The organism is Arthrobacter sp. OV608, assembly GCA_900110595.1.
GTDB lineage: Bacteria > Actinomycetota > Actinomycetes > Actinomycetales > Micrococcaceae > Arthrobacter.
On the sequence record FOEZ01000004.1, the window covers coordinates 112,000 to 134,902 of the forward strand.

Below are 22,903 nucleotides of genomic sequence, written 5' to 3' on the forward strand. Positions count from 1 at the left end.
GCTACGCTCCTGCCTGCGGGTTGCTGCTGTTTTGGTTGGACGCGTGGGCGTGGCTGCCGTTCCCGGCCGCCGGAGCCAGGGCAACTGTCCGTTTCTCGATGCGCTTCTCGGCGTTCGCGGCCAGGACTACCCGCTGGACGAAGATTCCGGGGGTGTGGATGTGTTCGGGATCCAGCTCGCCCGGCTCCACGAGTTCCTCCACCTCGGCAATGGTGATGCGGCCGGCCATCGCACAGAGCGGGTTGAAGTTCATGGCCGTGGCATGGAACACCAGGTTTCCGTGCCGGTCGCCCTTCCATGCATGGACCAGCCCGAAGTCCGGCGCCAGCGCCTCTTCCAGCACGTAGTCCACCCCGGCGAAGGAGCGCACCTCCTTTGGTGCGGATGCGATCGCTACCCGGCCTTCGGCGTCGTACTTTTGCGGCAGGCCGCCCTCGGACACCTGGGTGCCCACCCCGGCTTTGGTGTAGAAAGCCGGGATGCCGGCGCCGCCGGCGCGGAGTTTTTCGGCCAGCGTTCCCTGCGGCGTCAGAACCACTTCGAGTTCGCCGGCGAGGTATTGCCGGGCGAACTCCTTGTTCTCGCCCACATAGGAGCTGATGGTGCGGCGGATCCGGCCGTCGCGCAGCAGGATGCCCAGGCCCCAGTCGTCCACGCCGCAGTTGTTGCTCACCGTTTCCAGTTCCGAGGTTCCGGCCTTGTGCAGCGCGTCAATGAGGGTGACCGGGATTCCGCACAAACCGAAACCGCCCACGGCCAGGGAAGCGCCGTCCGGGATGTCCGCCACGGCTTCCTCAGCGGAGGCAACAACCTTGTTAATCATCGGTGATCCTTTCAGGCCGGCTACAGTCCCTGTCCATACAAACCCGGTGGCTAGAAACCAAGTTCGCGGGCGATCAGCATCAGCTGGACCTCCGTGGTGCCCTCCCCCACCTCAAGGATCTTGGAGTCGCGGTAGTGGCGCGCCACGGTGAACTCGTTGATGAAGCCATAGCCGCCGAACACCTGGGTGGCATCCCGCGCATTGTCCATGGCCGCCTCGCCTGCGACCATCTTAGCGATGGCCGCCTGGGTCTTGAACGGCTTCCCGGCAAGCATGCGGGAGGCCGCATCGTAGTAGGCCAGGCGGGCGGTGTGGGCCCTTGCCTCCATGCGTGCGATCTTGAACGAGATGGCCTGGTACTTGCCGATCTGGTGTCCAAAGGCGCTGCGTTCCTTGGCGTACTTAACCGAGAGGTCCACGCAGCCCTGGGCCGCACCCGTGGCCAGGGCTGCAATGGCGATGCGGCCCTCGTCCAGGATGGACAAGAAGTTGGCGTATCCGCGGCCTTCCTCACCCAGCAGGTTTTCTTCCGGAACGCGGACGTCCTTCAGGGTCAGCGGGTGGGTGTCCGAGGCGTTCCAGCCCACCTTGTTGTAGGGCTTCTCGGCTTTGAAGCCGGGCGTGTCAGTGGGAACCAGGATGGTGGAGATTTCCTTCTGGATCGAGCCGTCCGCGCGTTCCTTCTGCCCGGTGACCGCGGTGACGGTGACCAGGCGGGTGATGTCCGTGCCGGAGTTGGTGATGAACTCCTTGTTGCCGTTGATCACCCACTCGCCGCCCTCCCGCCGGGCGTGGGTCTTGGTGCCGCCGGCATCCGATCCTGCTTCCGGCTCGGTCAGGCCAAAGCCGGCGAGCGCCTGGCCGGACGCGAGCATGGGCAGCCACTCCTGCTTCTGCTCCTCGGTGCCGAAACGATAGACGGGCATGGCTCCCAGGGACACCCCGGCTTCGAGCGTGATTGCCACAGACTGGTCCACCCGGCCCAGCTGCTCCAGCGCGAGGGCCAGGGCGAAATAGTCCCCGCCCATTCCGCCGAATTCCTCCGGGAAGGGCAGCCCGAACAGGCCCATCTCCGCCATCTGCTTGACCACCTCGTACGGGAAGCTGTGCTCCTCGTCGTGCTTGGCCGATACCGGGGCCACTACTTCGTCGGCGAATTCGCGGACGGTGTTGCTGAGGTCCTGGTATTCCTCGCTGAGTTCAAAACCTGCCATGGCTAGGCTCCTTTGCCTGTTGCGTCTATGTCTGGGGCTGCATCTCTGTTTGCTGTTGTGTCTGTGGGGTTGGTGCTCTCAGCAGCGGGGTGCGGATGAATGGTGGCCAGCACCTGGTCCGCCTTCACGAGGTCGCCGGGACGGGTGGTGAGGTGCACTGTTCCGTCCAGCGGAGCCAGCAGCTGGTGCTCCATCTTCATGGCCTCCACCGAAACGAGTACCTGCCCATTGGTGACGGCGTCACCGTCACTGACCGGAACGGACACCACCGTTCCCGGCATGGGCGAACGCACGCCCGGATCGGCGGCGCCCTCCTCCCGCTGGATGGCCGCAAGCACCCGTTCAAGCCGCGACTCCCGGGTCAGGACTTCCAGCCGGCAGGACCAGCCCCCGTTGCCGAGGAAAATTTCCGCAGGCAGAAGGTTGTCAAAGCCGGGTGGATGCGGTCCGGGCTGCACCCTGGCCAGCGAGTACGTTGCGGACTCACCGTCAAGGGTGATTTCAGCGTGGCCGGCACCGGGGAAACTCAGTGTGGCTTCACGCCCGGCGCCACCATCCACGCCAACGGTGGCAGTCCCCTGCCGTGGGGATTCAAGCACCTGCACTGTTGCGACACCGCCGTCGGGCGTTCCCAGGCTGATCCGGCGGGGTGCCGCCGCTCCGAGCCGCCAGCCGTTGCGGGCGTGCCACGGGCCGGCCGGTAACTCCCCGCCCTCTGTTTCCTCCGCCGCAATTGCGAAGAGCGCCGCGGCCACCAGTTCCGCGTCACCCACGCGGCGGAAGGCCAGATCCGGCAGTTTGCGCTCGATCAGGCCGGTGTCCAGTCGGCCGGCGCGGACGTCGGGATCGTTGATCAGCAGCCGCAGGTATTCGACGTTGGTGTCCAGGCCCAGGGCCGTGTAGCCGGCGAGCGCAGTGTCCAGCGTTTCCAGGGCTGTGGTGCGGTCTTCGCCCCAGGCGATGACCTTGGACATCATGGGGTCGTAGCTGGAGGACAGCTTCAGCCCCTCCACCAGGGAGGAGTCCACCCTGATCCGGCCCTTCCCGGCAGCCGCCTCCACGCCGGGGGTGCTTCCATGCCGCTGTCCGGGAGTGGGCAGTTCGTCCAGCAGGAGAACCGTCCCGGTGCACGGCAGGAAGTTCTTCTCGGGGACTTCGGCGTAAACGCGCGCTTCCACCGCATGTCCATTGAGTTCGACGTCGGCCTGCCGGACGGTGAGTTCCTCGCCGGCGGCGATCCGCACCTGCCACTCCACCAGGTCCACGCCGGTGACCATCTCGGTAACCGGGTGCTCCACCTGCAGGCGGGTGTTCATCTCCATGAAGTAGAACTCATCCGGCGCCTCGTCCGAGACCAGGAACTCGACGGTTCCGGCGCCACTGTAATTGACGCTGCGCGCAGCGTTGCAGGCGGCCTCGCCAATGCGGGCGCGGATGGCGCCGCCGTCGGGCAGGGCTTCCAGCAACGGCGAAGGGGCCTCCTCGATGACTTTTTGGTGCCGCCGCTGCAGGGAGCATTCACGCTCGCCCAGCTGGATGACGTTGCCATGGTTGTCAGCGAGCACCTGCACTTCGATGTGCCGCGGCGTGGATACCAGGCGCTCGAGGAAAAGGGTGTCATCGCCGAAAGCGCTGGCTGCCACGCGCCGGGCGGTGGCCAGGGTGGCCGGGAGGTCCTCGGGGCGTTCCACCACGTGCATGCCCTTGCCGCCTCCGCCCGCGGAGGGCTTAATCAGGAGCGGAAACCCGACAGCGCCGGCGGCCTGGATCAACTGCTCATCGGCCATGCCGGGCTTCGCTATCCCCGGAACCACGGGGACACCGTAGCCGGCAACGTGGTTTTTGGAGCGGATCTTGTCCCCCATCATGTTCAGCGCCCCGATGCCGGGGCCGATGAACGTGATGCCGGCCTGGTCCAAGGCGCGGGCAAAGTCGGCGTTTTCGCTCAGGAAGCCGTAGCCCGGGTGCACCGCTTCGGCCCCGGTCTTACGACAGGCTTCAAGGATGGCGTCGATGTTCAGGTAGCTCTCTGCTGCCGCGGCGGGGCCGATCCGAACGGCGGTGTCAGCTTCGCGGACGTGCCGGGCGCCGGCGTCGGCATCGCTGTATACGGCGACCGAACGGATGCCGAGGGCGCGCAGGGTACGGATGACCCGGCAGGCGATCTCGCCGCGGTTGGCCACCAGGACTGTGCCGAAGAGAGGTTTCCGGGCTATGGGCGTGGTGGCAAGGGAAGGCGTGGTCATGGGGTTCACATCCTGAAGAGGCCGAAGGAGGTTTCCGGCAGCGGGGTTCGGGACACCACGTCGAGCGCCAGGCCCAGGACCATGCGGGTGTCGGCGGGATCAATCACGCCGTCATCCCATAACCGGGCGGTGGAGTAGTACGGGCTGCCCTGGTCCTCGTATTGCCGGCGGATGGGCGCCTTGAAGGCTTCCTCGTCCTCGGCGGACCACTCCTGGCCGGCTGCCTCGTACTGCTCACGCTTGACGGTGGCCAGGACGCTGGACGCCTGGTTGCCGCCCATCACGGAAATGCGCGCCGCGGGCCACATCCAGAGGAACCGCGGCGAGTACGCGCGGCCGCACATGGAGTAGTTTCCTGCGCCGAACGAGCCGCCGATGACCACTGTCAGCTTAGGCACCCGGGCGGTGGCGACGGCCGTCACCATCTTGGCGCCGTTTTTGGCGATGCCGCCTTGCTCGGCGTCCCTGCCCACCATAAAACCGGAGATATTCTGCAGGAACAGCAGCGGGATCCCGCGCTGGTCGCACAGTTCGATGAAGTGCGCGCCCTTGAGCGAGGACTCGCTGAACAGCACACCGTTGTTGGCCACGATGCCCACCGGATGCCCGTGCAGGCGGGCGAAACCCGTCACCAGGGTGGTGCCGTACTCCTTTTTGAATTCGTGGAACCTGCTGCCGTCCACCAGCCGGGCAATGACCTCATGGACGTCGTAGGCGGCGTTGACGTCCGTGGGCACGGCACCATAAAGCCCTTCAGGTTCTGTGACGGGTTCGACGGCGGCACTCACGTCCCACGCCGGCGGTGCGATAGGAGGCAGGGTGGCAACGATGTCGCGGATGATCTGCAGGGCGTGTTCATCGTTCTCTGCAAGATGGTCCGTCACGCCGGAGATCCTGGAGTGGACGTCCCCGCCACCGAGCTCCTCGGGGCTGACGATTTCACCGATCGCCGCCTTCACCAGCGGCGGTCCGCCCAGGAAGATGGTGCCCTGGTTACGGACGATCACGGTTTCATCGCTCATCGCGGGAACGTAGGCGCCGCCGGCCGTGCACGAGCCCATCACAGAGGCGATCTGCGGAATCTTGGCCGCCGAGAGCCGGGCCTGGTTGTAGAAGATCCGGCCGAAGTGGTCCCGGTCCGGGAAAACCTCATCCTGTTTGGGCAGGAAGGCGCCGCCGGAGTCCACCAGGTAGATGCACGGCAACCGGTTTTCCAGCGCGATCTCCTGGGCCCGGAGGTGCTTCTTGACGGTCATCGGGTAGTAGGTTCCGCCCTTGACCGTGGCGTCGTTGGAGATGACCAGCACATGGCGGCCGTGGACCAGTCCTATCCCGGCGATCACTCCTGCGCCGGGAGCCTCGTTGTTGTACATCCCGTTGGCTGCGAGCGGGGCAATTTCGAGGAACGGGCTGCCGTCATCCAGCAGCTGGTCGATGCGCTCACGCGGCAACAGCTTCCCCCGGGCCACATGGCGCTGCCGGGATTTCTCCGGTCCGCCCAGGGCGGCGTCGGCGAGTTTCTTCCGCAACTCTTCGGCAAGCTCACGCTGGGCGGCACGGTTGGCCGCAAACGCCTCTGCAGCCTCATCGAGCCGGGTGGCAAGGGTCTCCATTGACGGTCCGTTCCTGTTCCGATCCGAGTACTGCTTGGGCAACTCGGTTAGTGCTCAATAACTGAAATTCAGGTTAGTCTGGATTAACTGTGAAGTCCACCACACAGCCGCTCTTGCTAGAATCTGCGGGATCCGAGGAGGAAATGTGCGCAGTACCGACGCCACGCAGACCGGCGCTGCCCGGACCCGCCCGTCACTGCAGGGTTCATCTATACAGGGTTCATCAGCACAGGGCCCGCCAACACCCGCCCCATCAACACCGGCCCGATCAACACAGCGCGGGCAGGCGAAGGAGAGCCGCAGGCAGGCGCTGCTCTCGGCTGCGGCGTCACTGTTTGCGGTGAACGGGTTCAACCGCGTTTCCCTGGAGGACCTGGGGGCGGCCGCCGGGGTCAGCGGGCCTGCCGTGTACCGGCATTTCCCCGGCAAACAGGCGGTCCTCGCGGACCTTCTGGTCACCGTCAGCCAGGAACTGCTGGACGGCGGCCGCCAGGTCGTGGCCCGCAACGCGGACCCTGCCTCCGCCCTGCGCTGCCTGGTGGAATTCCAGGTGGACTTCGCCCTGGGCAAGCCGGACGTCATCCGTGTCCAGGACAGGGATTTCAGCAACCTATCCGAACAGGACCAGGCGGCAGTGCGGGCGCTCCAACTGAGTTATGTCGAGGTCTGGGTGGACGTCCTCGCCAAGCTGCACCCGGACACGGATATCGCCGAACTCCGGATGCGGGCGCATGCCACGTTTGGACTGATCAACTCCACGCCACACTCAGTGCGCAGCCACGGCCGCAAAATGGCCGCCCGTTCCGCCCGGCCCCTGCTGGAAAGCATGGCGCTGGCCGCGCTGCTGGTGGACGCCCCGCAGGACTAGGACACCCGCGCGTGGGATTGACCCGTTGGGGAATCGCATTCACCTTTACACGGGGACGGCCCTGGACCGCTCAAACGTTGCTGGCCGGCAACGCTTATGCGGCCCAGGGCCGCGATTCCGTCTGTAAGCCCCCTACACCAGGGTGAGGACCATTCCCGGGTCGGCCAGGATGGCACCGACATCGGCCAGGAAGCGCGAGCCCTGCTCCCCGTCCACCAGGCGGTGGTCGAAGGACAGGCTCAGCGTGAGGACCTGGCGCAGGGCCACTTGCCCCTGGTACTCCCATGGCGTGTTCCGCACGGCTCCGAGGGCGAGGATGGCTGCCTCCCCCGGGTTCAGGATGGGTGTGCCGGCGTCGATCCCGAAAACGCCGATGTTGGTGATGGAGATGGTTCCGCCGGACAGGTCCGCCGGTGTGGTTTTACCGGCCCGCGCGGTTTCCGTCAGTTCGTTGAGCGCGTCCGCCAACTGAAGGAGTGACAGCGAATGCGCGTCCTTGATGTTGGGAACGGTCAGTCCCCGCGGCGTGGCGGCTGCGATGCCGAGGTTCACGTAGTTGAAGGTCACGATCTCCTGGTTCGCCTCGTCCCACCGCGCATTGAGCGCCGGGTTTCGCCGCAGGGCTATGAGAACGGCCTTCGCTGCGAGGGTGAGCGGCGTCAGTTTGTGGCCGGTGAACTCGCGGCTGCCCTTGAGCCTGGCCAGCAACTCCATGGCGGGAGTGACGTCCACGGTCAGGAACTCCGTGACATGCGGCGCCGTGAAAGCGCTCTGCACCATAGCGGCTGCCGTGAACTTCCGTACCCCCTTAATGGGTGTCCGCGTTTCCCGCTCCCCGTGGGACACGGCGGCTTCCGGGGCAGCCCGCACCGGTTCGCGGGAGCCGGCGTTTGCCGATTGCTCCTCCGTAAAATGCTGCACGTCCTCGCGGGTGATGAGCCCCTGTGGTCCCGTTCCGGGAACAACTTGCAGGTCCACACCAAGGTCGCGGGCCAACTTCCGCACCGGCGGTGTGGAACGCGGCCGGGTATCGGCATGCCCGGTTTCGATAGGCCCGGTTTCGACAGGCTCAACCATCGAAGACTTGCTTTCAGCAGGCTCAGCCACCGAAGACTCGGTTTTTGCAAGCCCAGTTTTGACAGGCTCAACAACCGGAGACTTGGTTCCTGCAGGCTCGACTACCTGGGCCAGGTTGCGCGGCCGACGTACCGGCCGGCCGGAGCTTTCGACGACGGCCCCGTACCCCACCAGGTTCGGTTCCCTTTTGGCCGTTGCCGGCTCCTGCTCCGGATCCGGCTTCTGCCCTGCAGGGGACAACGCGGGGGACGATGCGGGGGTGACGGGCGCTGAGGAGGAGGTCCCGGCGTCGTCCGCCACTTCAAACGACACGATGGGCTTGCCCACCTCCACGATGGTGCCGGGCTGCTCGTGCAGTTCCTTGATGACGCCGGCAAAAGGGGACGGAAGCTCCACCACGGCCTTGGCAGTTTCCACCTCGGCGATGACCTGATTCAGGCTCACGGTATCCCCCACGCCGACTTTCCAGCTGAGGATTTCCGATTCGGTAAGTCCCTCGCCCAGGTCCGGGAGCCGGAATTCCTTGATCATGATGCCGCTCATCCTTCCAGCCCGCTGAGGGAATTCGGCCGGCCCAGGGCACGGTCCACCCCATCGAGGATCCGGTCCAGGCCCGGCAGGTGGTGCATTTCCAGCTTGGAGTACGGGTACGGGATGTCGAAGCCGGTGACCCGCACCGGCGCCGCTTCCAGGTAGTAGAAGCAGCGTTCGGTGATGCTGGCTGCCACCTCCGCACCGAGGCCGCCCGACTGGCCGGCTTCATGCGTCACCACCAGGCGGCCGGTCTTGCGGACCGAGGCAACAACGGTGCCGTAGTCCACCGGGGCCAGCGAGCGCAGGTCGATGACCTCGATGGAAATCCCTTCATCGGCAGCGGCCACAGCGGCGTCACGGGCGGTCTTGACCAGCGGGCCGTAGGCCACCAAGGTAACGTCGGTGCCGTCGGTGACAACCCGGGCCTGGTCCATCGGCACGGCTGCCCGCGGATCAAGGGCCTCGTCCACCTCACCCTTATCGTGGTAGCGGCGCTTGGGCTCGAAGTACAGCACGGGGTCGTCGCAGGAGATGGCCTGCTGGATCACTGTGTGGGCGTCCTGCGGGTTGGACACGGTCACCACTCGCAGCCCGGACGTGTGGGTGAAGTACGCTTCCGGCGACTCGGAGTGGTGCTCCGGGGAGCCGATGCCGCCGCCGAACGGAACCCTGATGGTGATGGGCATCTTGACGGCGCCCCGGGTGCGGTAGTGCAGCTTGGCCACCTGGCTGACGATCTGGTCAAACGCAGGGTAGATAAAGCCATCGAACTGGATCTCCACTACGGGACGGTAGCCGCGGTAGGCCAGCCCCACGGCCGTCCCCACAATGGCCGATTCAGCCAGGGGGGTGTCCACAACACGGTGCGTGCCGAAATCCTTCTGCAGCCCGTCGGTGACCCTGAACACACCGCCCAGTGCGCCGATGTCCTCGCCGAGGAGGACCACTTTGGGATCGTTTTCCAAAGACTTGCGCAGGCCGGCGTTAATGGCGCGGGCAAAGGTCATCTGGGTCATCAGCGTGCACCTTCTTCTGACACGGCTTCAGCGGGATCACCGAAAGAAGCCAGGTAACGGGCGTAATGGTCCTGCTGCCGGTCCAGCCAGGAGTTGGGCGTGCTGTACACGTGCTTGAAAACGTCCAGCGGCTGCGGGTCCGGCATGGTGGTGCAGCCCGTGCGCATTTCCCGGGCCACGGCGTCGGCCTTGTCCCGGACCTGCTGCTGCAGTTCTGCCGTGAGCAGGCCTTTGCGGTCCAGGAGCGCCGCAACCCGGCTGATCGGATCCTTTGCCGCCCAATCCTCCAGTTCGTTCGCATCGCGGTAGCGGGTGGGGTCGTCCGCTGTGGTGTGCGGACCCATCCGGTAGCTGACTGCCTCGATGAAGGTGGGACCGCCGCCGCGCCGGGCGCGGTCCAGCGCAACCCTGGTAGCGGCCATCACGGCCAGGACGTCGTTGCCGTCCACCCGGAGGCTGGGGATGCCGAAGCCTGCGGCCCTGTCCGCCAGCTGGATGTGCGACTGTAGCCGGACCGGTTCGGAAATGGCCCAGTGATTGTTCGTGCAGAAAAACACCACCGGCACCTGGAAGCTCGCGGCAAAAACCATCGCCTCGTTGACGTCGCCTTCACTGGTGGCACCGTCGCCGAAGTAGGTGACGGCGGCTGAATCCGCGCCATCGTTCTGGATTCCCATGGCATAGCCGGTGGCGTGGAGGGTCTGGGCACCGATGATGATCTGCGGCGTGGCCATGTTGATGGAGTACGGATCCCAGCCGGAGGAGGCGTTTCCGCGCCACACCCTCACGATGTCAGTGAGGTCTACGCCACGGCAGTAGGCAACGCCGTTTTCACGGTAGCTGGAGAACACAAAATCGTCCTCACGAAGGGCCCGTCCGGAGCCGATCTGAGCGGCTTCCTGGCCCAGCAGCGGGGGCCACAAGGCAAGCTCACCCTGCCGCTGCAGGGCTGTGGCTTCGACGTCGATGCGACGGATGACGCTCATGTCCTCGAATAGCGAGCACAAGTGGTCGTCGGTGATGTCCTGCAACCAGGGATCGAATTCCGGGTGGCTGACCCGTTCCCCGGAAGGGGTGATCAGCTGGACGAGTCCGCCTGCCCGCCCGGAGGCTTCAGCGGGACCGCCCGCGCCGGTGAAATCAGCAGCGATGGGGGCACTTGCGCTGCGTTGGCCCATTCCGTCTGTAGACACGATAGCCGCAACCTCTCACGTCGTTGACCTGCGGATTCGATGGACTTGTGGTCCCGCCGCCGCCGGCCTTCCGGGCGCCGTTGCCCCGGATAACTGTGACCCTACTCACAATGCTCATTGGGTACAACCACCGCGGGCGTCGCTGAGCAGAATGCTCTGTCTGGACGCTAGGGACGGTGCTAACGTTGCGCATTATGCAAGCTTTGGATGGCACTGATACCCGCCTGCTCTCGGCCCTGGCCCAGGACCCGCGACGGACGGTTGTGGCCCTTGCCCAAAAACTGGGACTGTCCAGGAACACGGTGCAGGCCCGGATGGCCCAGCTGGAGAAAAAGCACGTGTTCCTCTCCTTCGAACGCCGTATCAACCCCGCGTCCCTGGGCTACCCGCTGATGGCGTTCATTTCCGTCCACGTCCAGCAGCAAAAGCTGGCGCAGCTGGCGAAGGACCTGGCCGACGTGCCGGAAATCCTGGAAGGCTACGGACTCACAGGCTCCGCCGACCTGCTGCTTCGTGTGGTGGCCCTGGACGCGGAGGACCTTTTCAGGATTAACGGAAAGATCCTCGCCTGCGACGGCGTGGACCGCACGGACACGGCCCTGGCCATGGGGGAACTCATCCCGTTCCGGGTCCAGCCCCTGCTCGAGCGGGGTTCGCAGGGCGCTTAGCAGCCCACCCGCTGTTGCCGAAGCAGGCTCCTGCCGCCAGGGATGGGCAGGGACGGGCGTCCGGCACGCACTCACGTCGGCTAGGGATGCCCCGCCATAAAGTACGACGCCACGCCCGCCCGCTATAGGCTGTTGCGAGTTATCCACGGGTGCCGTTAAGTGGCCCCGCGACCAGGCGATGTTTTGCACCCCGCCGGAAAGGCCTTATCTTGGGCAATCCTCAGGAACCGTACCAGCCGGGAGAACCCGGGTTCGCGCCGCAGCAGCAGCCTGTACCCGCACAGCAGTCGCCGGTGCGCAGCGGACAGGCCTACGGGGCCCCCGCCAGTGCTGACGGGGCCCCCGCCGGTGCTTACCGCAATTCCGCCGCCGGATACCCTGAAGCCACTCCGTTCGGCCTGCCGGGCCAGCTGCCTCCGGCCAAGGGCAGGCGGAGGCTCTGGATCATCCTCGCCAGCATCGGTGGCGTCCTGCTGCTCGTGATCCTTGGGATCGTCATCCTGGTGAATGTGGTGGGCAGCGCCACCAACCACGCACGGGGCCTGGCCGACGGTTTCACCAAACTCGTCATCGAAGGCGAAAACTCCAAAGCCTATGACGACTACCTCGACCCCGCCCTGCAGGAACAGCTGTCCAAGGAAGCCTTCATCACCGGCGTCGAAAGCCTGGACATGGACGGCTCCTGCAAGCCGTCCTACAACGACCTCAAGGTCAGCACCGAGAACGGTATCAAGGCCGCGGACGTGGCCGGCGTCATCACCTGCGACGGCAAGGAAGTGGATCTTGCCTACCGGTTCGAAGGCACGGACCAGCTGAAGATGACCAACATCAAACTCCGGCCCAAGGCCTAGCCCCCGCCAGGACCAGGAACACAAAAGAGCCTTCGCGCCCATGAACTGGTCCCCAGAAGTTGGACTGGCTAACTAAATCCTAAGCCGCGAGGGCCTGGGCACGGTATTGCACCGGGCTCAGGCCCTCAAGCTTTGTTGAGACCCTTTCGCAGTTGTACCAGCGGATGTACTCGTGCAGCGCCGCTTCCAGTGCTTCAACATTGAGGAACCGGACGCGGTAGAAGAGTTCTTCCTTGAGGTGCCCGAAGAAGTTCTCCATCACGGCGTTGTCGTAGCAGTTGCCCTTGCGGGACATCGACTGGACCGCGCCTGCATCCTTTAGGAGATTGCGCCACGAGACGTGCTGATACTGGAATCCTGGTCTGAATGCACGAGCGGTTTTTGGCTGCCGTCGAGCAATGCCAGCGCAGCACGGAGCGAACTGTTGGTCAGTTCCAGGTTTGGCGATATGCCGACGGAGTAGGCGATGATTTGCCGGTCGACGAGGTCCATGACCGGTGAGAGGTAGAGCTTTCGCTCACCGACGCTGAATTCCGTCACGTCAGTGATCGACTTACGGTTTGGGGCGGTGGCGGCGAACTCACGGTCCAGCACGTTCGGGGCAATTCTGCCCTGGTCTCCTTTGTAGGAGTTGTAGCGCTTCTTCCGCCTGACCTGGCCTTACAGAACAGCTCAAGGACACCCATCAGCTTCAGCACGGTTTTCTTAGCAACCTTCCACCCCTTCTTGAGCAGTTCGCTGTGCACGCGGCGGTGCCCGTACCGGCCATGACTCTTCTTGAAGATATCCAGGACGGAGGACTTGAGTTCTTCTTGCGGATCAGGGGCCTCAAGCCGGGCCTGGTGATAGAAGAACGTGGAGCGGGCAAGACCCGACACCTGAAGCGGAACAGAAAGAGGGAAATCAGCCTTGAGGGCGATGAGAGCCTGAATCTTCACCGACGCTTCTATGTCTGGCAAGCGGGTGAAACGGGTGCGGGCGCGGACCAAGTTGTTGCTGAGGGCGGCTTTGGTGACCCGCCAGCTTCCCCTCTCCCCTCCGTTGTTTTGGCTGCTGGCGAAGCTTGCGGAGCTGTTGCCGACGGAGGCCTGTCTGCCCTTGGGCAAGGGCCGGGAAATTCCCAGAGGAAATCAGCGATGAATTAGGAGCGCCGCTGGTCCATTTCCTGTCACGCAGGCCTCGACGGAGGAGGGGCTAGACCGGCGGGAGCGGACACGTACAATCCGAAGGAATCTCAATGATGTTGTCAACGGATTCCTGCACCGGAGGCCTTCAACGCATCCATGCTTCCGGTCGCCACGGCTCTGAATGCCCACTCATCCGGAAGCACTTCACGGCGCTCAGTCCTACCCACAATGATTCTCCAATCACCCCGCTGGCTACATCCCTCCTACACAAACAATCTGACACCCCCTTTTTGGCTGCTGACACCCCCGCGCGTAGCTGTGCCCGACGGAGCCGGGGCAACCCGAAGGGCAAGCAGCCGATGGGTTGTGGGAGGAGATAAGCGCAGCGCCGACACAAGGCATCCGCTGCGCGGCCGTCCGCAGGACGGTTGAGCCGGTGGAGCGGGCACGTACGATCCAACGGACAGCAGCAAAAAGAAAGAAACAGGCTTGTGCTGTCCGAGCGCAGCGAGGCCCATATCGGCCCCGAGGCAGGGGTCTGCCAAGCCAGCCCCGGTGGCCCGGAGCATTCCTCGTCAGCGGCCAGCTGCCGCGTTTACCCCACCAGAGCGCCAGGTCGCCCGCCGGTTGTCCGGCGGGAACGTGCCGTGAGGGTGTGGATGAGCAGGGCGATGAACACCGCCGCGCAGAGGAGTGCTCCGATTGCGAGCGTGGTGCTGATTCCGGCACCGGTGGGGTGCAGGTCCGGTGCCATGTCCGCGGCGAGCACCGCGCCGGCGACCGCAGTGCCGAAGGAGCTTCCCACGGTGCGCAGGACCTGGTTGAAGCTCACCGAACTGCCCAGCTCTTCGGCGGCCACGCTGCGGGCGATCAGCGCCGGCATGGCCGCATAGCTGGCCCCCATGCCCAAGCCGAACACCAGCATCCCGGTCAGGATCTCCCAGAGCTGGGTGTGGGCCAGCCAGAGCAGCATGCCGGCGGCCGCCATCATGCCGGCGCCGATCGGCAGCAGCGTGGCCAGGGGGATCCGGTGCGACAGGCGGCGCACGAGACGGTTCGCGCTGAAGCTTCCCACCGACAGCGGGAACATCACGAAACCGGCCCAGAACACCGGCAGCGCGATGCCGTAGCCGGTGGCGGCCGGGGCCTGGGCAACGAGGCTGGAAATCGACAGGCAGATGTACATCGCGGCGCCCAGCCCGATGGCCGTGCTGTTGGCCAGCAGCACATCCCCGTTCCGGAGCACCCGGAGGTTGACCAGCGGATACCGCGTCCGCAGTTCAGCCCGGACCCAGGCCGTGAAGACGGCTGCGGCGACGAGGAAGGCGCCGATCGTCCAGGGCGAGCTCCACCCCCAGTTCGGCCCCTCGCTGACGCCCAGGAGCAGGGCGCCAAGGCCGAGGCCGAGCAGGCCCGCGCCGGTGTAGTCGAACGGTACCCGTGGCGCCTGCTCATCAGGCCCTGCCGGCACCACGCGGAAGACCACAATGATGGCTGTGACCACGAACAACGCGGCAAACCAGAACGCGAACCGGAAGTCGAAGAATCCCGCGATGATGCCGGTCAGAGGGTAACCGACGCCCACTCCGGTTGCCACGGTCACCGACAGGCTGGAGATAGAGAACCGCACCTTGCCGGCAGCGACATACCGGCGCGCGAGGGCGATCGTCACCGGAACAATCCCGTAGGTCAGGCCCTGCAGTGCCCGTCCGGCAAGGAACACCGTGAAGTTTGGTGCCGCCGCGGCGATGACGGACCCGGCCAGGATGAGCCACAGTGCCGACAGCAGGAGACGCTTCTTGTGCGGTCCGTCGCTGAGCCGGCCCATCACCGGAGTCGCCAGCGCGCCGACCAGGAGGTTGACGGTGAGCATCCACTGCGCCGTACCGACCGAAACGTGCATCTCGCGGGAGATAGTCGGCACCAGCAACATGCCCAGCGAGCTCACGATCGCCGTGGACAGTGCCGCGTAGATCAGCGCCGGGACCAGGCTTGAACGTGCCGCCGGCTCAGTCAACGGAGGCCTCCGAGCCGAGCTTCCGGAGGATGGGGATGACCGCCTCGAGTGTCTTCCGCTCCTCCGGCATCAGCCGCTCGGCTACTGCCCGGTCCACCCAGGCATGACCGGTCGCCAGCTCCTGGGCCAGCTTCTGCCGTCCCGCATCGGTGAGCTCGATCCAGCACCGGCGCCGGTCCCGGGCGTCGGGCACCCGCAACACGAACCCCAACCGTTCCAGCTCACCTGCGGAGAGCGAAATGGCCTGGGGACTGACATGCATGGCGGCAGCGAGTTCCGAGCTCGTAGCCCGCCCCTGTTCGGCCAAGTGGCTGAGCACCCCCAATTTGCCCGTGGAAAGCGTCCGTTCGGCATTAAGCCGGCGCAGCAGGGGGCGCAGTGCGTCGAAGAAGGAGCGCGTCATCAGCTGGTCCGTCATTGATCCGTGCGTCATCCATCGACTGTACAAGGAACATGATCAAGATGCTTGCGTATATTCCGGACGCTCCCGGACACCAGCGAAAACCAGTGCGAGCCCGCGAGCATGCACTTGTCCTTGCGTAGGGTGGGGGCATGAGTGATCCAGCTCCACACCCTGGTCGGCAGTGAGGCTCGGCACGGTAGTGCGCGGCAGTCACCACTGGTCCGCCGGGTCCTGGCTGTGGTCTTCACTGTTGCCGCAATTGGATCGGTGGTGCTGGTGGCCGTGGACCTGATCGTTGGTCGGCCAGCTGCCGGCGATCTGTTTATCGCCTTTCTCAACAGCCTGGCGACCGTTTGGTTGTGGCGCACAAGCTCTGAAACTGAGCGGACATGACGAGGGCCGGCCTTGGCCGGCACTTTGGCAGGTGCTTAACGAGGTGAGGCCGGCCCCTTCGGGCCGGCCTCAGTTTTTCCCTCAGAATTAGGAAACCTGTCGTGCAGCGTCATTGCTGCGGAAGTTAGTGGTCCAGGGGGGATTTTTCCCAGGAGATGTCCACGGCGGAGGGGGCCTGCTGCTGGATGGTCAGCATGGACAGTTCCAGCACGTCTTGGGCGTGGGTGGCGCCGGCGGGTGCGGCGTCGTCGTCCGTGAGGATGAAGTCGTGACTCAAGTGCTGCCCCCTGGCTTGAAGTGGTGTCGTTCCACTCTCACTGTAGCCCGGCGGCAGGCAGTGGGTTCTGTTGGGGGTGCTGCGCCCGCGTCAGCGTGATCGGCGGCCTCAGTGATGTTCCTATAGACAAGTCCCCCCTGCTGATTTTTGACCATGGCACGATGGCCGCTAACAGCCGCCGGCGGAAACACCACCAAGTTGAGCTGACTATGACGGAAGGGTGGCAGTAGGTGCCTTAGACTTCCCGAAGAATCAGGCTAAGGGGGATGGACGTGGACGGAGAGCATGCGGGACCGCCGCGCCATCCCACGACGCCTAAGGAATGGAGCCGCCAAAGGTCCTCTTGGGGCGAAGCGGTACCAGAGCCGCCCCGAAAGCAACCCGTTCCGCCGAGCAGCGCAGTCATCCAAATGTGGACTGCCTACGCTGCATTGTTCGTCATCGGGGTCTTCATCCAGCAGAGCCAGAACACAGGGAACTATGACGGTGTCACGTCATTCATAGCAGCCCCGATAGCGGTGGTAATCGCTATAGTGGTCCCCGCCCTCACTTTAGGGGCTGTGGCTCTGCCCGGGCTCGTCATCCGCCTTGTTCCGAAGCTCAGAGGTTGGTGGATTGCCCATGCGGAAATCGGTGCAGTTGGGGTCATCCTAGGCGTGGGCCTTATCGCGGTCTCCTATTTTGCCGGAAGCTATGATTCGGGTGAGATCGACGGTTCGGTCTATGCAGTGTGGGTGCCTGACTGGTCCCTCCTTGCAAGCAGCTGGTCCACTTTTGCCTTCTTTGCCTCACACACCTGGATCCCCGAGAGGTGGCGTCCTCGCAAGCGAAAGGGACCGGTTCCCTTAGGGGGTGGATATGGAGATCACTAAGGTAGGCGACCGGTGGGACCTTCCAGTGGCCGGGCAGCTTGTCACGCAATTGCGGTTCGACTATGCATTTTCCATCCTCCTTGAAGACGGGGTCTTGATAAGGATTGGGGGCAGCTTCATCCTCATAACCGCTGATGGACAGCATGCTCTCGATCCTGGATCTGATCCCGAAAAGATGGCACCTGTACTCGCGCTAACACGATCGACTGTTGTTCAGGGGGCGGCTTTTGAGGATGGACGCCTAGAACTGAACTTCTCCACAGGCGAACTTCTCCTCGTGCCCATATCCGAACAGTACGAAGCGTGGGAAGCCGCTGGTTCAAAGGGCTTGCTAGTGGTTTCGTCACCAGGAGGCGGACTCACCGTCTTCTAGAGGATCGCCGGTCTGCTCTATTGGCGGTCGCGGACAGGGCCTACGTATCTTTACTTAGGCTCCTCTTTACGTAGGCTCCGCAAAGGTCTCTCTTGAGGCTGTAGTAGATCTCTCTTGCAATGAAACGTTTGAGGCAGCAGATGGCATCGGCGGATGAGTGTCCCTGGGCCCGTTTCCGGTCTCGGTAGGCCTGTGACCTTGGGTCGTAGCGCAGGCGGCAGATGGCGATGAGGTAGATGACACGGTTGGCTTGGCGGTTGCCCCCACGGTGCAAGCGCATGCGGTGAGACTTACCAGAGGAGACGGGGACCGGGGCGACGCCGCAGAGCCGGGCGAAGGCAGCTTCATTGCGGAAGCGCTCAAAGTTCTCGCCGGCAGTGATGAGTAGCTGCGCGACGCTGACAGGGCCGACTTGGGGCAGCGCCAGTGTATTGGGTGCCACGGCGGAGACCAGCTGGTTCAGGTGCTTGTCTACCTCATTGATTTCGGCCGTGAGCTCGTGAGAACCTTACGGGCAGCGGCCTCGGCATCCACGGCGTCACTCTTTCCGCCGCGGTGGCGGACCTGTGAGTGGCCCTTGTTGACCTCGACTACATCTATTCCTGCGGCTATCAGGTGCCTGGTCAGTCCGGCGCCGTAGGAGCCGGTGCATTCGACGCCGAAGGCATTAATGATGCCGAAGCTTGCGGCCCAGTCCAGTAGTTCTTGGTAGCCGTTCCGGTCCGCGGGGAATTCTCGGTCTCCGAGCATCCGCCCGTCCTGGTCCACTGCGCCGCGTGGTGGACCAGCTGGTGAGTGTCCACACCGATAGTTACGGCCCTGATCGGGTGTGTCGTTGTGAGTGTCATGCCTGCTCATTCCTGTCGGGGTTGAGAGTGGCGAGCACGATTGACCGGGCCGGGCGGACAAAGCACTGAAAAGCTAAGCTGCACGTTCCTATCAAGTCACGACTCCGTCCCGCCCGGTCGCCCTAGGTGAGTGGCAGGGAAGTTGAGCCGACAGATCTCCGCATAGACAGCATCCGCGCGTTGCTGCGAATCGTCACGTAGCCGGCAAGTCAGGAACCCCTCCCCTGCCACGGTCTTATCTTGGCCAGTCCGCGCCCCTTGCGAATTGCGACGCGCTGGTGCGGGGCCAAAAGTGGGTAGCTGGAGAGCCGGGCTGACAAATCTCCTCCTAGACAGATCACACAACATTCACATCAATCGTCACGCAGCGGGTAGGTCAAGACCGGCTCCCCTGCCATTGCCCATTCTCCTCAGTGCGCACGCGGGGGAGGCCGGCATCGCACCCAAGGGGCCCGGATCACCCTGGCAGAACGGCTTCATCGAATCCTTCAACGCCCAATTCAGAAGGGAACAACTCTCCGGCGAAATTTTGGACACCATGGCCGAATCGAAGTATTTGGCCCAAATGTCAGCGATGGTCGAAAAGTGAGCCGTTTCGCGGGCTGAAAAGTGAGCCACTTTTTCGCTGGTTATTCTGCCGTATTTTCCGGCCTTGTCGAGGGCAGCGAGTCGACCTGGGTGTTTGAGGCGGTAGCTGGAACCTTTGAGGGTGATGACTTCGGCGTGGTGGACGATGCGATCGATCATGGCCGATGCGACGACCTGATCGCCGAAGACGTCGCCGCAGGGGGCGAAGGGCAGGTTCGCTGTCAGGATCAGCGAGGCGTGCTCGTAGCGCGATGAGACCAGTTGGGAGAACAGGTTCGCGGCGTCCTGCTCGAACGGGATGTAGTCGACTTCGTCCACGATGATCAGATGTCGCCGATATTCTGCCGGGCCTCGGCGAGGAGGGTGTGCACTGACGGAGGAGACCGCCCTGCCCGCGATGTTCGACGCGCGGTGGCCGCTCCTCGACGTGCGAATCGGGCTCGAGTGCGAAGGTCGGCACACTCGCTGGGGGCGCCTGAGAAGCGCATCGCGTCCGGTCCGGCGAGATGACTCTACCGTCCGACCAGTTTGCCGACCTCTCACCTACGTCGCGTTAGCATTGACGCTCCGGAGCCAGCACGCGGGCTGGCTCCGGAGCGTCAGCGATGAATTACTTCGCCAGCAGTTGGTTCCAGCGTTGTACGAACGCCTTGAACTGGTCGGATGTAATGGCCGGAATCTCGACAAGGGTGGACCCGTCGGCCTTGATGTCCGAAGGTGTGCCCTTGAGCACCGGAATGAATCCACCTTTGGACATCAGCGCCTGACCCGACTTGCCCAGCAACCAGTTCGCGAAGACCTGACCCGCGTTCGGGTGCTTGGCCGACTTGACGACTGCAATCTCGCCGGAAACACTCGAGGCAGTCGGGGGGAGCCGGTAATCGATGGGCGCGCCGGTCGCTTTGATGGTCGCGGCCACCGCAACAGGTACGGGCATCGATGCAGCCACTTCCCCTGCGGACAACGCCGTAATCTGCGGGTTCGAGCCAGCATAGATTCCTGGCTTGCCCTTGGCGGTCAGCTTCTCGAGGAATCCGGAGCCCGCCACATCGGGCTTTTCGATCTCTTGGTATAGCGAAGCAACGATCGGGCCAATTGAGGGGTCCGTTACTCCCACCATGGACGGGTCCATGTTCAAGAAGTCCTGCCAGTTGCTTATGCCCTTAGGCAGCAGCTTGGTGTTCCAGGCCCACACATACGGTTGGTTTCCGAAGGTCTCCACATACGGTGTGCGCTGATACTTGGCCCGGTCGAATGCGGGATCGCTCAGCGCCGGGAAAGTCAGCGGCATCAAAGCACCCTTGCTCGCATAGGCGTCAAACGTCGGAATATCCAGATTGCCCACGACATCAGCACCAGCATTGCCGGATGCGATCTCCGCATTTAGTCGGGCTCCGATATCCGCGGGGCTCAGACGCGCATACGTCAGTTTGATGTTCGGATAATCCTTTTGGAACGCGGACGGCAGCACATCGACGACCGTCGTGTTCCAAGCTCCGTAAATGGTCACCTCGCCTTCCTTGTTCGCGGCGTCCACGATCTTCGACCACTCGGCCTCATCCATAACCTTGTTCGCCGCGGCGCTTGGGTTCGCATCTGAGCCGCCAGTAGCTGAACCGGCTCCACCGGACGCGCAACCCGTCAACGCAAGCAACGCACATGCCACAACTAAGGATCCACGCATCATTGCGCTCCTTGGTTTTCTCACAGATTTTCCTTTACTCGCTGGATTCGAACACACCCCGAATGCCTAGACGCGGAAATCGGGCTGCCTTATGCCCATGATCAACCAACTTTATGGTTGACGCCGATCATCGCATTCCTTTTAGCGTGTTGCAAGCCTGTCGCCCCCTCAACAACGCGACGGGCGAAGTTTCGACCGGCTGACCGGATCAGCCCGCTGAGGAGCCTCAGGGCAGGCGCACTCCCTCCCCCAGATGGGAACTTGACGACGCTCGCGCAGGCGTGCGGAAAGATCGACCAGTCCTAGTCGGACTCGTCATGCCCGCTTCGTTCCTCGCGGCGCGATCCTCCGAGGATGCTTTCCCGAAGCGCTCAGATGGTCACGCAAGAGCAGAGATGAAAAAATCAGTTGCTGACAGCAGGCGCAGATTCCACGATCTTTCGCACCAACACGCGCAACGACTCCCGGCCCTCGAGGGTTCCCTCTCGACCAATCATGTTACGGAACATGGTGGGCATTGCGATGGGAACCAGGCGCGCCAAGAAGACAAGCGCCAGCACCTGGTCGACAGCCAACTCGGAGGTGATCAACCCGGCGTCCTGATCTGCCCGAATCCAGTCGCGCAATAGCTCGAAGTTTTCTGAGCGTATCGAATTCAGATGAGCGTGGCCCTCGATGCCGGTCAGGCCATCCCATAGCTGAAGTTGCATCCACTCGCTGCGAGTGCCGAACTCTGGCCCCTCGAACAGGTTAGAATCCAAGAAGGGGAGGCCTTTGGCGCGCTCCTGCTCGATGCTCGCCCTTGCACGGCTGGCCATGCGCCGTTGCACGGCGTCGTACAGGCCGTCCTTGTCTCCGAAGTAGTGATAGATCATCTGCTTGTTGCATCCGGCCGACGCGGCGATCCGAGCTATACGAGCGCCAGCGAGCCCATAATCCGCGAACTCCAAGCTAGCCGAATCGAGAATGCGCGAAGGCGTTGCACTAAGCTTTGTCTCTCGATCCGGGCGCGTTTCTGAGGTCATCACCATCGAAGTCTATCCCGGGGTGCTTCCGGCGGCGCTCACGCGTCCCTCGCACAGCGGAACCCGACGTGCGACATGGCGGTGTCCTCCGCCTGAGGCGAGCGGGCAGCCGGGCGGAATCGCAAGCAGTAGTCGGGAGAGCACAGTTGGGATCCGCCTTTCAGAACGCGCCGCGGCATCCGCGGCTGTATGGGTTCTGCGCTTGCTGCGGCGAGCAGGTTTTGTCGCTCACCCCGGTCGGCCGGTTTGTCTGATACCTGGATATGGCGCGGAATGTAGTAATCGCTCGTCCACTCCCAGACGTTGCCGATGAGATCGACCAAGTCGTAAGGGTTCGGCGGGTATGCCCCGATGGGCGAGGTGCCACCCCAGCCACGGTTTTCGTGGGGAAAGCTGCCGATCCAGACGTTGGCGAGCACCTTTCCGTCCGGGTAGGGCTCGTCGCCCCATGCGTATGGCGCACCATCGAGGCCACCGCGCGCCGCAAACTCGAACTCCGCCTCGGTGGGCAGCCGAAGGCCAAGCCAGTTGGCGTAGGCGCACGCATCCTCGAACGCTACGTGCACGACCGGATGATCAAGCCTGTCGTCGATGGTCGAGTCGGGACCGGACGGATGTCGCCACATCGCTCCCGGCTGCCAGCGCCACCAGTTGCGCCAGTCCCCTAGGTCTACTGGCCTCGAGGGTGGGGTGAACACCATTGCGCCTGGTACGAGATCGGCGGGGTCCGCGCCGGGGAATTCCGCGAGGTCGAGCGAGCGCTCCGCAACCGTGACGTAACCCGTATCACCCACGAAGTCCGCAAACTCAGCGTTAGTCACCGGGGCTTGTTCCAGGAAGAAGGACTCCACGCTGCGTTCGTGCTCCGGACGTTCGTCTGGGTAGAAATCATTCGATCCCATACGGAACGTTCCACCCTGGATATGCACGAGCTCGGCCATAGCCTAAGCCTCCAATCAGTAGGGCACAATGCAACAACCGAGACAAAATCGCGTTCGTTGAGTCCGTCAGTGTTTGCCGCTTGTGTCATTTTATCGAACGCGATACGGGGCGCAGCAATACGCACGCGAGGATCGGTGAGAGTTCTGCGGAGTCGCGCCGGCGACGAGTCTGAACACGAGCCGCACCGTCGCCATTCCGGCTATATCGGCAAGCATCTCGCTCAACCCGTTCTGTCCAGCGACGCCGGCGGG

At 63.8% G+C, this 22,903-nt stretch carries 22 protein-coding genes and 3 pseudogenes; 7 read left to right on the top strand and 18 right to left on the bottom strand.

All coding sequences use genetic code 11. The features are described 5' to 3' along the window. Position 1: 1 nt before the first annotated feature. The 4 genes from BMX78_RS07115 to BMX78_RS07130 are packed head-to-tail and all read right to left on the bottom strand — an operon-like array spanning position 2 to position 5,896. Entirely contained in the window at positions 2-823 is an 822-nt protein-coding gene (locus BMX78_RS07115; RefSeq protein ID WP_091418182.1) for a CoA transferase subunit A, read from the bottom strand. A 50-nt stretch (positions 824-873) separates the two neighbouring features. Next, positions 874-2,037 carry an acyl-CoA dehydrogenase family protein gene (locus tag BMX78_RS07120; protein ID WP_091418184.1) on the bottom strand — a complete coding sequence of 388 codons (1,164 nt, stop codon included), beginning with the start codon at positions 2,035-2,037 and terminating at the stop codon, positions 874-876. Positions 2,038-2,039: 2 nt separating this feature from the next. Further along, the gene (locus BMX78_RS07125) at positions 2,040-4,283 is read right to left on the bottom strand and encodes an ATP-binding protein (protein WP_091418185.1); all 2,244 of its coding nucleotides are present in this window, start codon (positions 4,281-4,283) and stop codon (positions 2,040-2,042) included. A 5-nt stretch (positions 4,284-4,288) separates the two neighbouring features. Next, entirely contained in the window at positions 4,289-5,896 is a 1,608-nt protein-coding gene (locus BMX78_RS07130) for a carboxyl transferase domain-containing protein (RefSeq protein WP_091418187.1), read from the bottom strand. 211 nt (positions 5,897-6,107) lie between these two features. Between BMX78_RS07130 and BMX78_RS07135 the strand changes: the two genes are divergently transcribed. After that, positions 6,108-6,764: an SACE_7040 family transcriptional regulator gene (locus tag BMX78_RS07135; RefSeq protein ID WP_091418505.1), complete on the top strand. Its 657-nt coding sequence runs from the start codon at positions 6,108-6,110 to the stop codon at positions 6,762-6,764. 132 nt (positions 6,765-6,896) lie between these two features. On the opposite strand, the gene BMX78_RS07140 is transcribed toward BMX78_RS07135, so the two are convergent. From BMX78_RS07140 to pdhA, 3 genes are read right to left on the bottom strand one after another with little or no spacing between them, the layout of a single operon-like run. Beyond that, positions 6,897-8,372, bottom strand: a complete 1,476-nt coding sequence (locus BMX78_RS07140; RefSeq protein WP_091418506.1) for a dihydrolipoamide acetyltransferase family protein — start codon at positions 8,370-8,372, stop codon at positions 6,897-6,899. A gap of 8 nt (positions 8,373-8,380) precedes the next feature. Next, positions 8,381-9,391 (bottom strand): alpha-ketoacid dehydrogenase subunit beta, encoded by a 1,011-nt coding sequence (locus tag BMX78_RS07145; RefSeq protein ID WP_091418189.1) that lies wholly within the window; start codon positions 9,389-9,391, stop codon positions 8,381-8,383. Then, positions 9,391-10,569 (bottom strand): pyruvate dehydrogenase (acetyl-transferring) E1 component subunit alpha, encoded by a 1,179-nt coding sequence (gene pdhA / locus BMX78_RS07150; RefSeq protein WP_286138839.1) that lies wholly within the window; start codon positions 10,567-10,569, stop codon positions 9,391-9,393. The genes BMX78_RS07145 and pdhA overlap by 1 nt, the downstream gene beginning before the upstream one ends. A 209-nt stretch (positions 10,570-10,778) precedes the next feature. Here pdhA and BMX78_RS07155 point away from each other — a divergent pair, with 209 nt between their 5' ends. Then, positions 10,779-11,252 (top strand): Lrp/AsnC family transcriptional regulator, encoded by a 474-nt coding sequence (locus BMX78_RS07155; RefSeq protein ID WP_091418192.1) that lies wholly within the window; start codon positions 10,779-10,781, stop codon positions 11,250-11,252. A gap of 209 nt (positions 11,253-11,461) precedes the next feature. Next, positions 11,462-12,103: a hypothetical protein gene (locus BMX78_RS07160; protein ID WP_286138840.1), complete on the top strand. Its 642-nt coding sequence runs from the start codon at positions 11,462-11,464 to the stop codon at positions 12,101-12,103. Positions 12,104-12,182: 79 nt separating this feature from the next. On the opposite strand, the gene BMX78_RS23040 is transcribed toward BMX78_RS07160, so the two are convergent. From BMX78_RS23040 to BMX78_RS23370, 3 genes are read right to left on the bottom strand one after another with little or no spacing between them, the layout of a single operon-like run. Next, a complete protein-coding gene (locus tag BMX78_RS23040) occupies positions 12,183-12,398 on the bottom strand; it encodes an IS3 family transposase (protein ID WP_170850723.1) in 216 nt (71 codons plus the stop codon). A 23-nt stretch (positions 12,399-12,421) separates the two neighbouring features. Beyond that, positions 12,422-12,697, bottom strand: a complete 276-nt coding sequence (locus BMX78_RS23045) for a DDE-type integrase/transposase/recombinase (RefSeq protein ID WP_170850717.1) — start codon at positions 12,695-12,697, stop codon at positions 12,422-12,424. After that, the gene (locus BMX78_RS23370; protein ID WP_286138855.1) at positions 12,640-12,981 is read right to left on the bottom strand and encodes an IS3 family transposase; all 342 of its coding nucleotides are present in this window, start codon (positions 12,979-12,981) and stop codon (positions 12,640-12,642) included. Before BMX78_RS23370 ends, BMX78_RS23045 begins: the two co-directional genes overlap by 58 nt. On the opposite strand from BMX78_RS23370, the gene BMX78_RS23375 reads away from it, so the two are divergent. Then, positions 12,871-13,248: a hypothetical protein gene (locus BMX78_RS23375; RefSeq protein ID WP_286138859.1), complete on the top strand. Its 378-nt coding sequence runs from the start codon at positions 12,871-12,873 to the stop codon at positions 13,246-13,248. The two genes, BMX78_RS23370 and BMX78_RS23375, sit on opposite strands and share 111 nt — an antisense overlap. Positions 13,249-13,825: 577 nt before the next feature. Here BMX78_RS23375 and BMX78_RS07175 read toward each other — a convergent pair. Next, the gene (locus BMX78_RS07175) at positions 13,826-15,247 is read right to left on the bottom strand and encodes an MFS transporter (protein WP_286138841.1); all 1,422 of its coding nucleotides are present in this window, start codon (positions 15,245-15,247) and stop codon (positions 13,826-13,828) included. Then, positions 15,240-15,680, bottom strand: a complete 441-nt coding sequence (locus BMX78_RS07180) for a MarR family winged helix-turn-helix transcriptional regulator (RefSeq protein ID WP_211482556.1) — start codon at positions 15,678-15,680, stop codon at positions 15,240-15,242. The genes BMX78_RS07175 and BMX78_RS07180 overlap by 8 nt, the downstream gene beginning before the upstream one ends. Positions 15,681-15,803: 123 nt before the next feature. Between BMX78_RS07180 and BMX78_RS07185 the strand changes: the two genes are divergently transcribed. Then, positions 15,804-16,043 (top strand): hypothetical protein, encoded by a 240-nt coding sequence (locus BMX78_RS07185; protein ID WP_286138842.1) that lies wholly within the window; start codon positions 15,804-15,806, stop codon positions 16,041-16,043. 124 nt (positions 16,044-16,167) lie between these two features. Here BMX78_RS07185 and BMX78_RS23050 read toward each other — a convergent pair whose 3' ends face one another. Further along, complete coding sequence (locus tag BMX78_RS23050) at positions 16,168-16,320, bottom strand: hypothetical protein (protein ID WP_170850725.1); 153 nt, start codon at positions 16,318-16,320, stop codon at positions 16,168-16,170. An 858-nt stretch (positions 16,321-17,178) separates the two neighbouring features. On the opposite strand from BMX78_RS23050, the gene BMX78_RS07195 reads away from it, so the two are divergent. After that, entirely contained in the window at positions 17,179-17,565 is a 387-nt protein-coding gene (locus tag BMX78_RS07195; RefSeq protein ID WP_139204894.1) for a DUF6188 family protein, read from the top strand. 40 nt (positions 17,566-17,605) lie between these two features. Here the strand turns inward: BMX78_RS07195 and BMX78_RS07200 are convergent. After that, positions 17,606-18,413 (bottom strand): annotated as a pseudogene (locus BMX78_RS07200) (IS110 family transposase). 451 nt (positions 18,414-18,864) lie between these two features. On the opposite strand from BMX78_RS07200, the pseudogene BMX78_RS07205 reads away from it, so the two are divergent. Continuing rightward, positions 18,865-18,975 (top strand): annotated as a pseudogene (locus tag BMX78_RS07205) (integrase core domain-containing protein); the annotation flags it as partial. 67 nt (positions 18,976-19,042) lie between these two features. On the opposite strand, the pseudogene BMX78_RS07210 reads toward BMX78_RS07205, so the two are convergent. The 4 genes and pseudogenes from BMX78_RS07210 to BMX78_RS07225 form a co-directional block, all read right to left on the bottom strand. Beyond that, positions 19,043-19,346, bottom strand: a pseudogene (locus tag BMX78_RS07210) (ATP-binding protein); the annotation flags it as partial. Positions 19,347-19,611: 265 nt separating this feature from the next. Continuing rightward, complete coding sequence (locus tag BMX78_RS07215; RefSeq protein WP_091418202.1) at positions 19,612-20,688, bottom strand: ABC transporter substrate-binding protein; 1,077 nt, start codon at positions 20,686-20,688, stop codon at positions 19,612-19,614. Positions 20,689-21,089: 401 nt separating this feature from the next. Then, positions 21,090-21,710 carry a TetR/AcrR family transcriptional regulator gene (locus BMX78_RS07220; protein WP_091418511.1) on the bottom strand — a complete coding sequence of 207 codons (621 nt, stop codon included), beginning with the start codon at positions 21,708-21,710 and terminating at the stop codon, positions 21,090-21,092. A 38-nt stretch (positions 21,711-21,748) separates the two neighbouring features. Further along, entirely contained in the window at positions 21,749-22,651 is a 903-nt protein-coding gene (locus BMX78_RS07225; protein ID WP_091418204.1) for a formylglycine-generating enzyme family protein, read from the bottom strand. Positions 22,652-22,903 lie beyond the last annotated feature (252 nt).

Excerpts from the sequence above, each read along its gene's own strand:
- BMX78_RS07115 (WP_091418182.1), bottom strand. The coding sequence starts at position 823 with ATGATTAACAAGGTTGTTGCCTCCGCTGAGGAAGCCGTGGCGGACATC.
- BMX78_RS07120 (WP_091418184.1), bottom strand. The coding sequence starts at position 2,037 with ATGGCAGGTTTTGAACTCAGCGAGGAATACCAGGACCTCAGCAACACC.
- BMX78_RS07125 (WP_091418185.1), bottom strand. The coding sequence starts at position 4,283 with ATGACCACGCCTTCCCTTGCCACCACGCCCATAGCCCGGAAACCTCTC.
- BMX78_RS07130 (WP_091418187.1), bottom strand. The coding sequence starts at position 5,896 with ATGGAGACCCTTGCCACCCGGCTCGATGAGGCTGCAGAGGCGTTTGCG.
- BMX78_RS07140 (WP_091418506.1), bottom strand. The coding sequence starts at position 8,372 with ATGATCAAGGAATTCCGGCTCCCGGACCTGGGCGAGGGACTTACCGAA.
- BMX78_RS07145 (WP_091418189.1), bottom strand. The coding sequence starts at position 9,391 with ATGACCCAGATGACCTTTGCCCGCGCCATTAACGCCGGCCTGCGCAAG.
- pdhA (WP_286138839.1), bottom strand. The coding sequence starts at position 10,569 with ATGGGCCAACGCAGCGCAAGTGCCCCCATCGCTGCTGATTTCACCGGC.
- BMX78_RS07155 (WP_091418192.1), top strand. The coding sequence starts at position 10,779 with ATGCAAGCTTTGGATGGCACTGATACCCGCCTGCTCTCGGCCCTGGCC.
- BMX78_RS23040 (WP_170850723.1), bottom strand. The coding sequence starts at position 12,398 with ATGTCCCGCAAGGGCAACTGCTACGACAACGCCGTGATGGAGAACTTC.
- BMX78_RS23375 (WP_286138859.1), top strand. The coding sequence starts at position 12,871 with ATGACTCTTCTTGAAGATATCCAGGACGGAGGACTTGAGTTCTTCTTG.
- BMX78_RS07180 (WP_211482556.1), bottom strand. The coding sequence starts at position 15,680 with ATGACGCACGGATCAATGACGGACCAGCTGATGACGCGCTCCTTCTTC.
- BMX78_RS07195 (WP_139204894.1), top strand. The coding sequence starts at position 17,179 with ATGGAGATCACTAAGGTAGGCGACCGGTGGGACCTTCCAGTGGCCGGG.
- BMX78_RS07215 (WP_091418202.1), bottom strand. The coding sequence starts at position 20,688 with ATGATGCGTGGATCCTTAGTTGTGGCATGTGCGTTGCTTGCGTTGACG.
- BMX78_RS07220 (WP_091418511.1), bottom strand. The coding sequence starts at position 21,710 with ATGACCTCAGAAACGCGCCCGGATCGAGAGACAAAGCTTAGTGCAACG.
- BMX78_RS07225 (WP_091418204.1), bottom strand. The coding sequence starts at position 22,651 with ATGGCCGAGCTCGTGCATATCCAGGGTGGAACGTTCCGTATGGGATCG.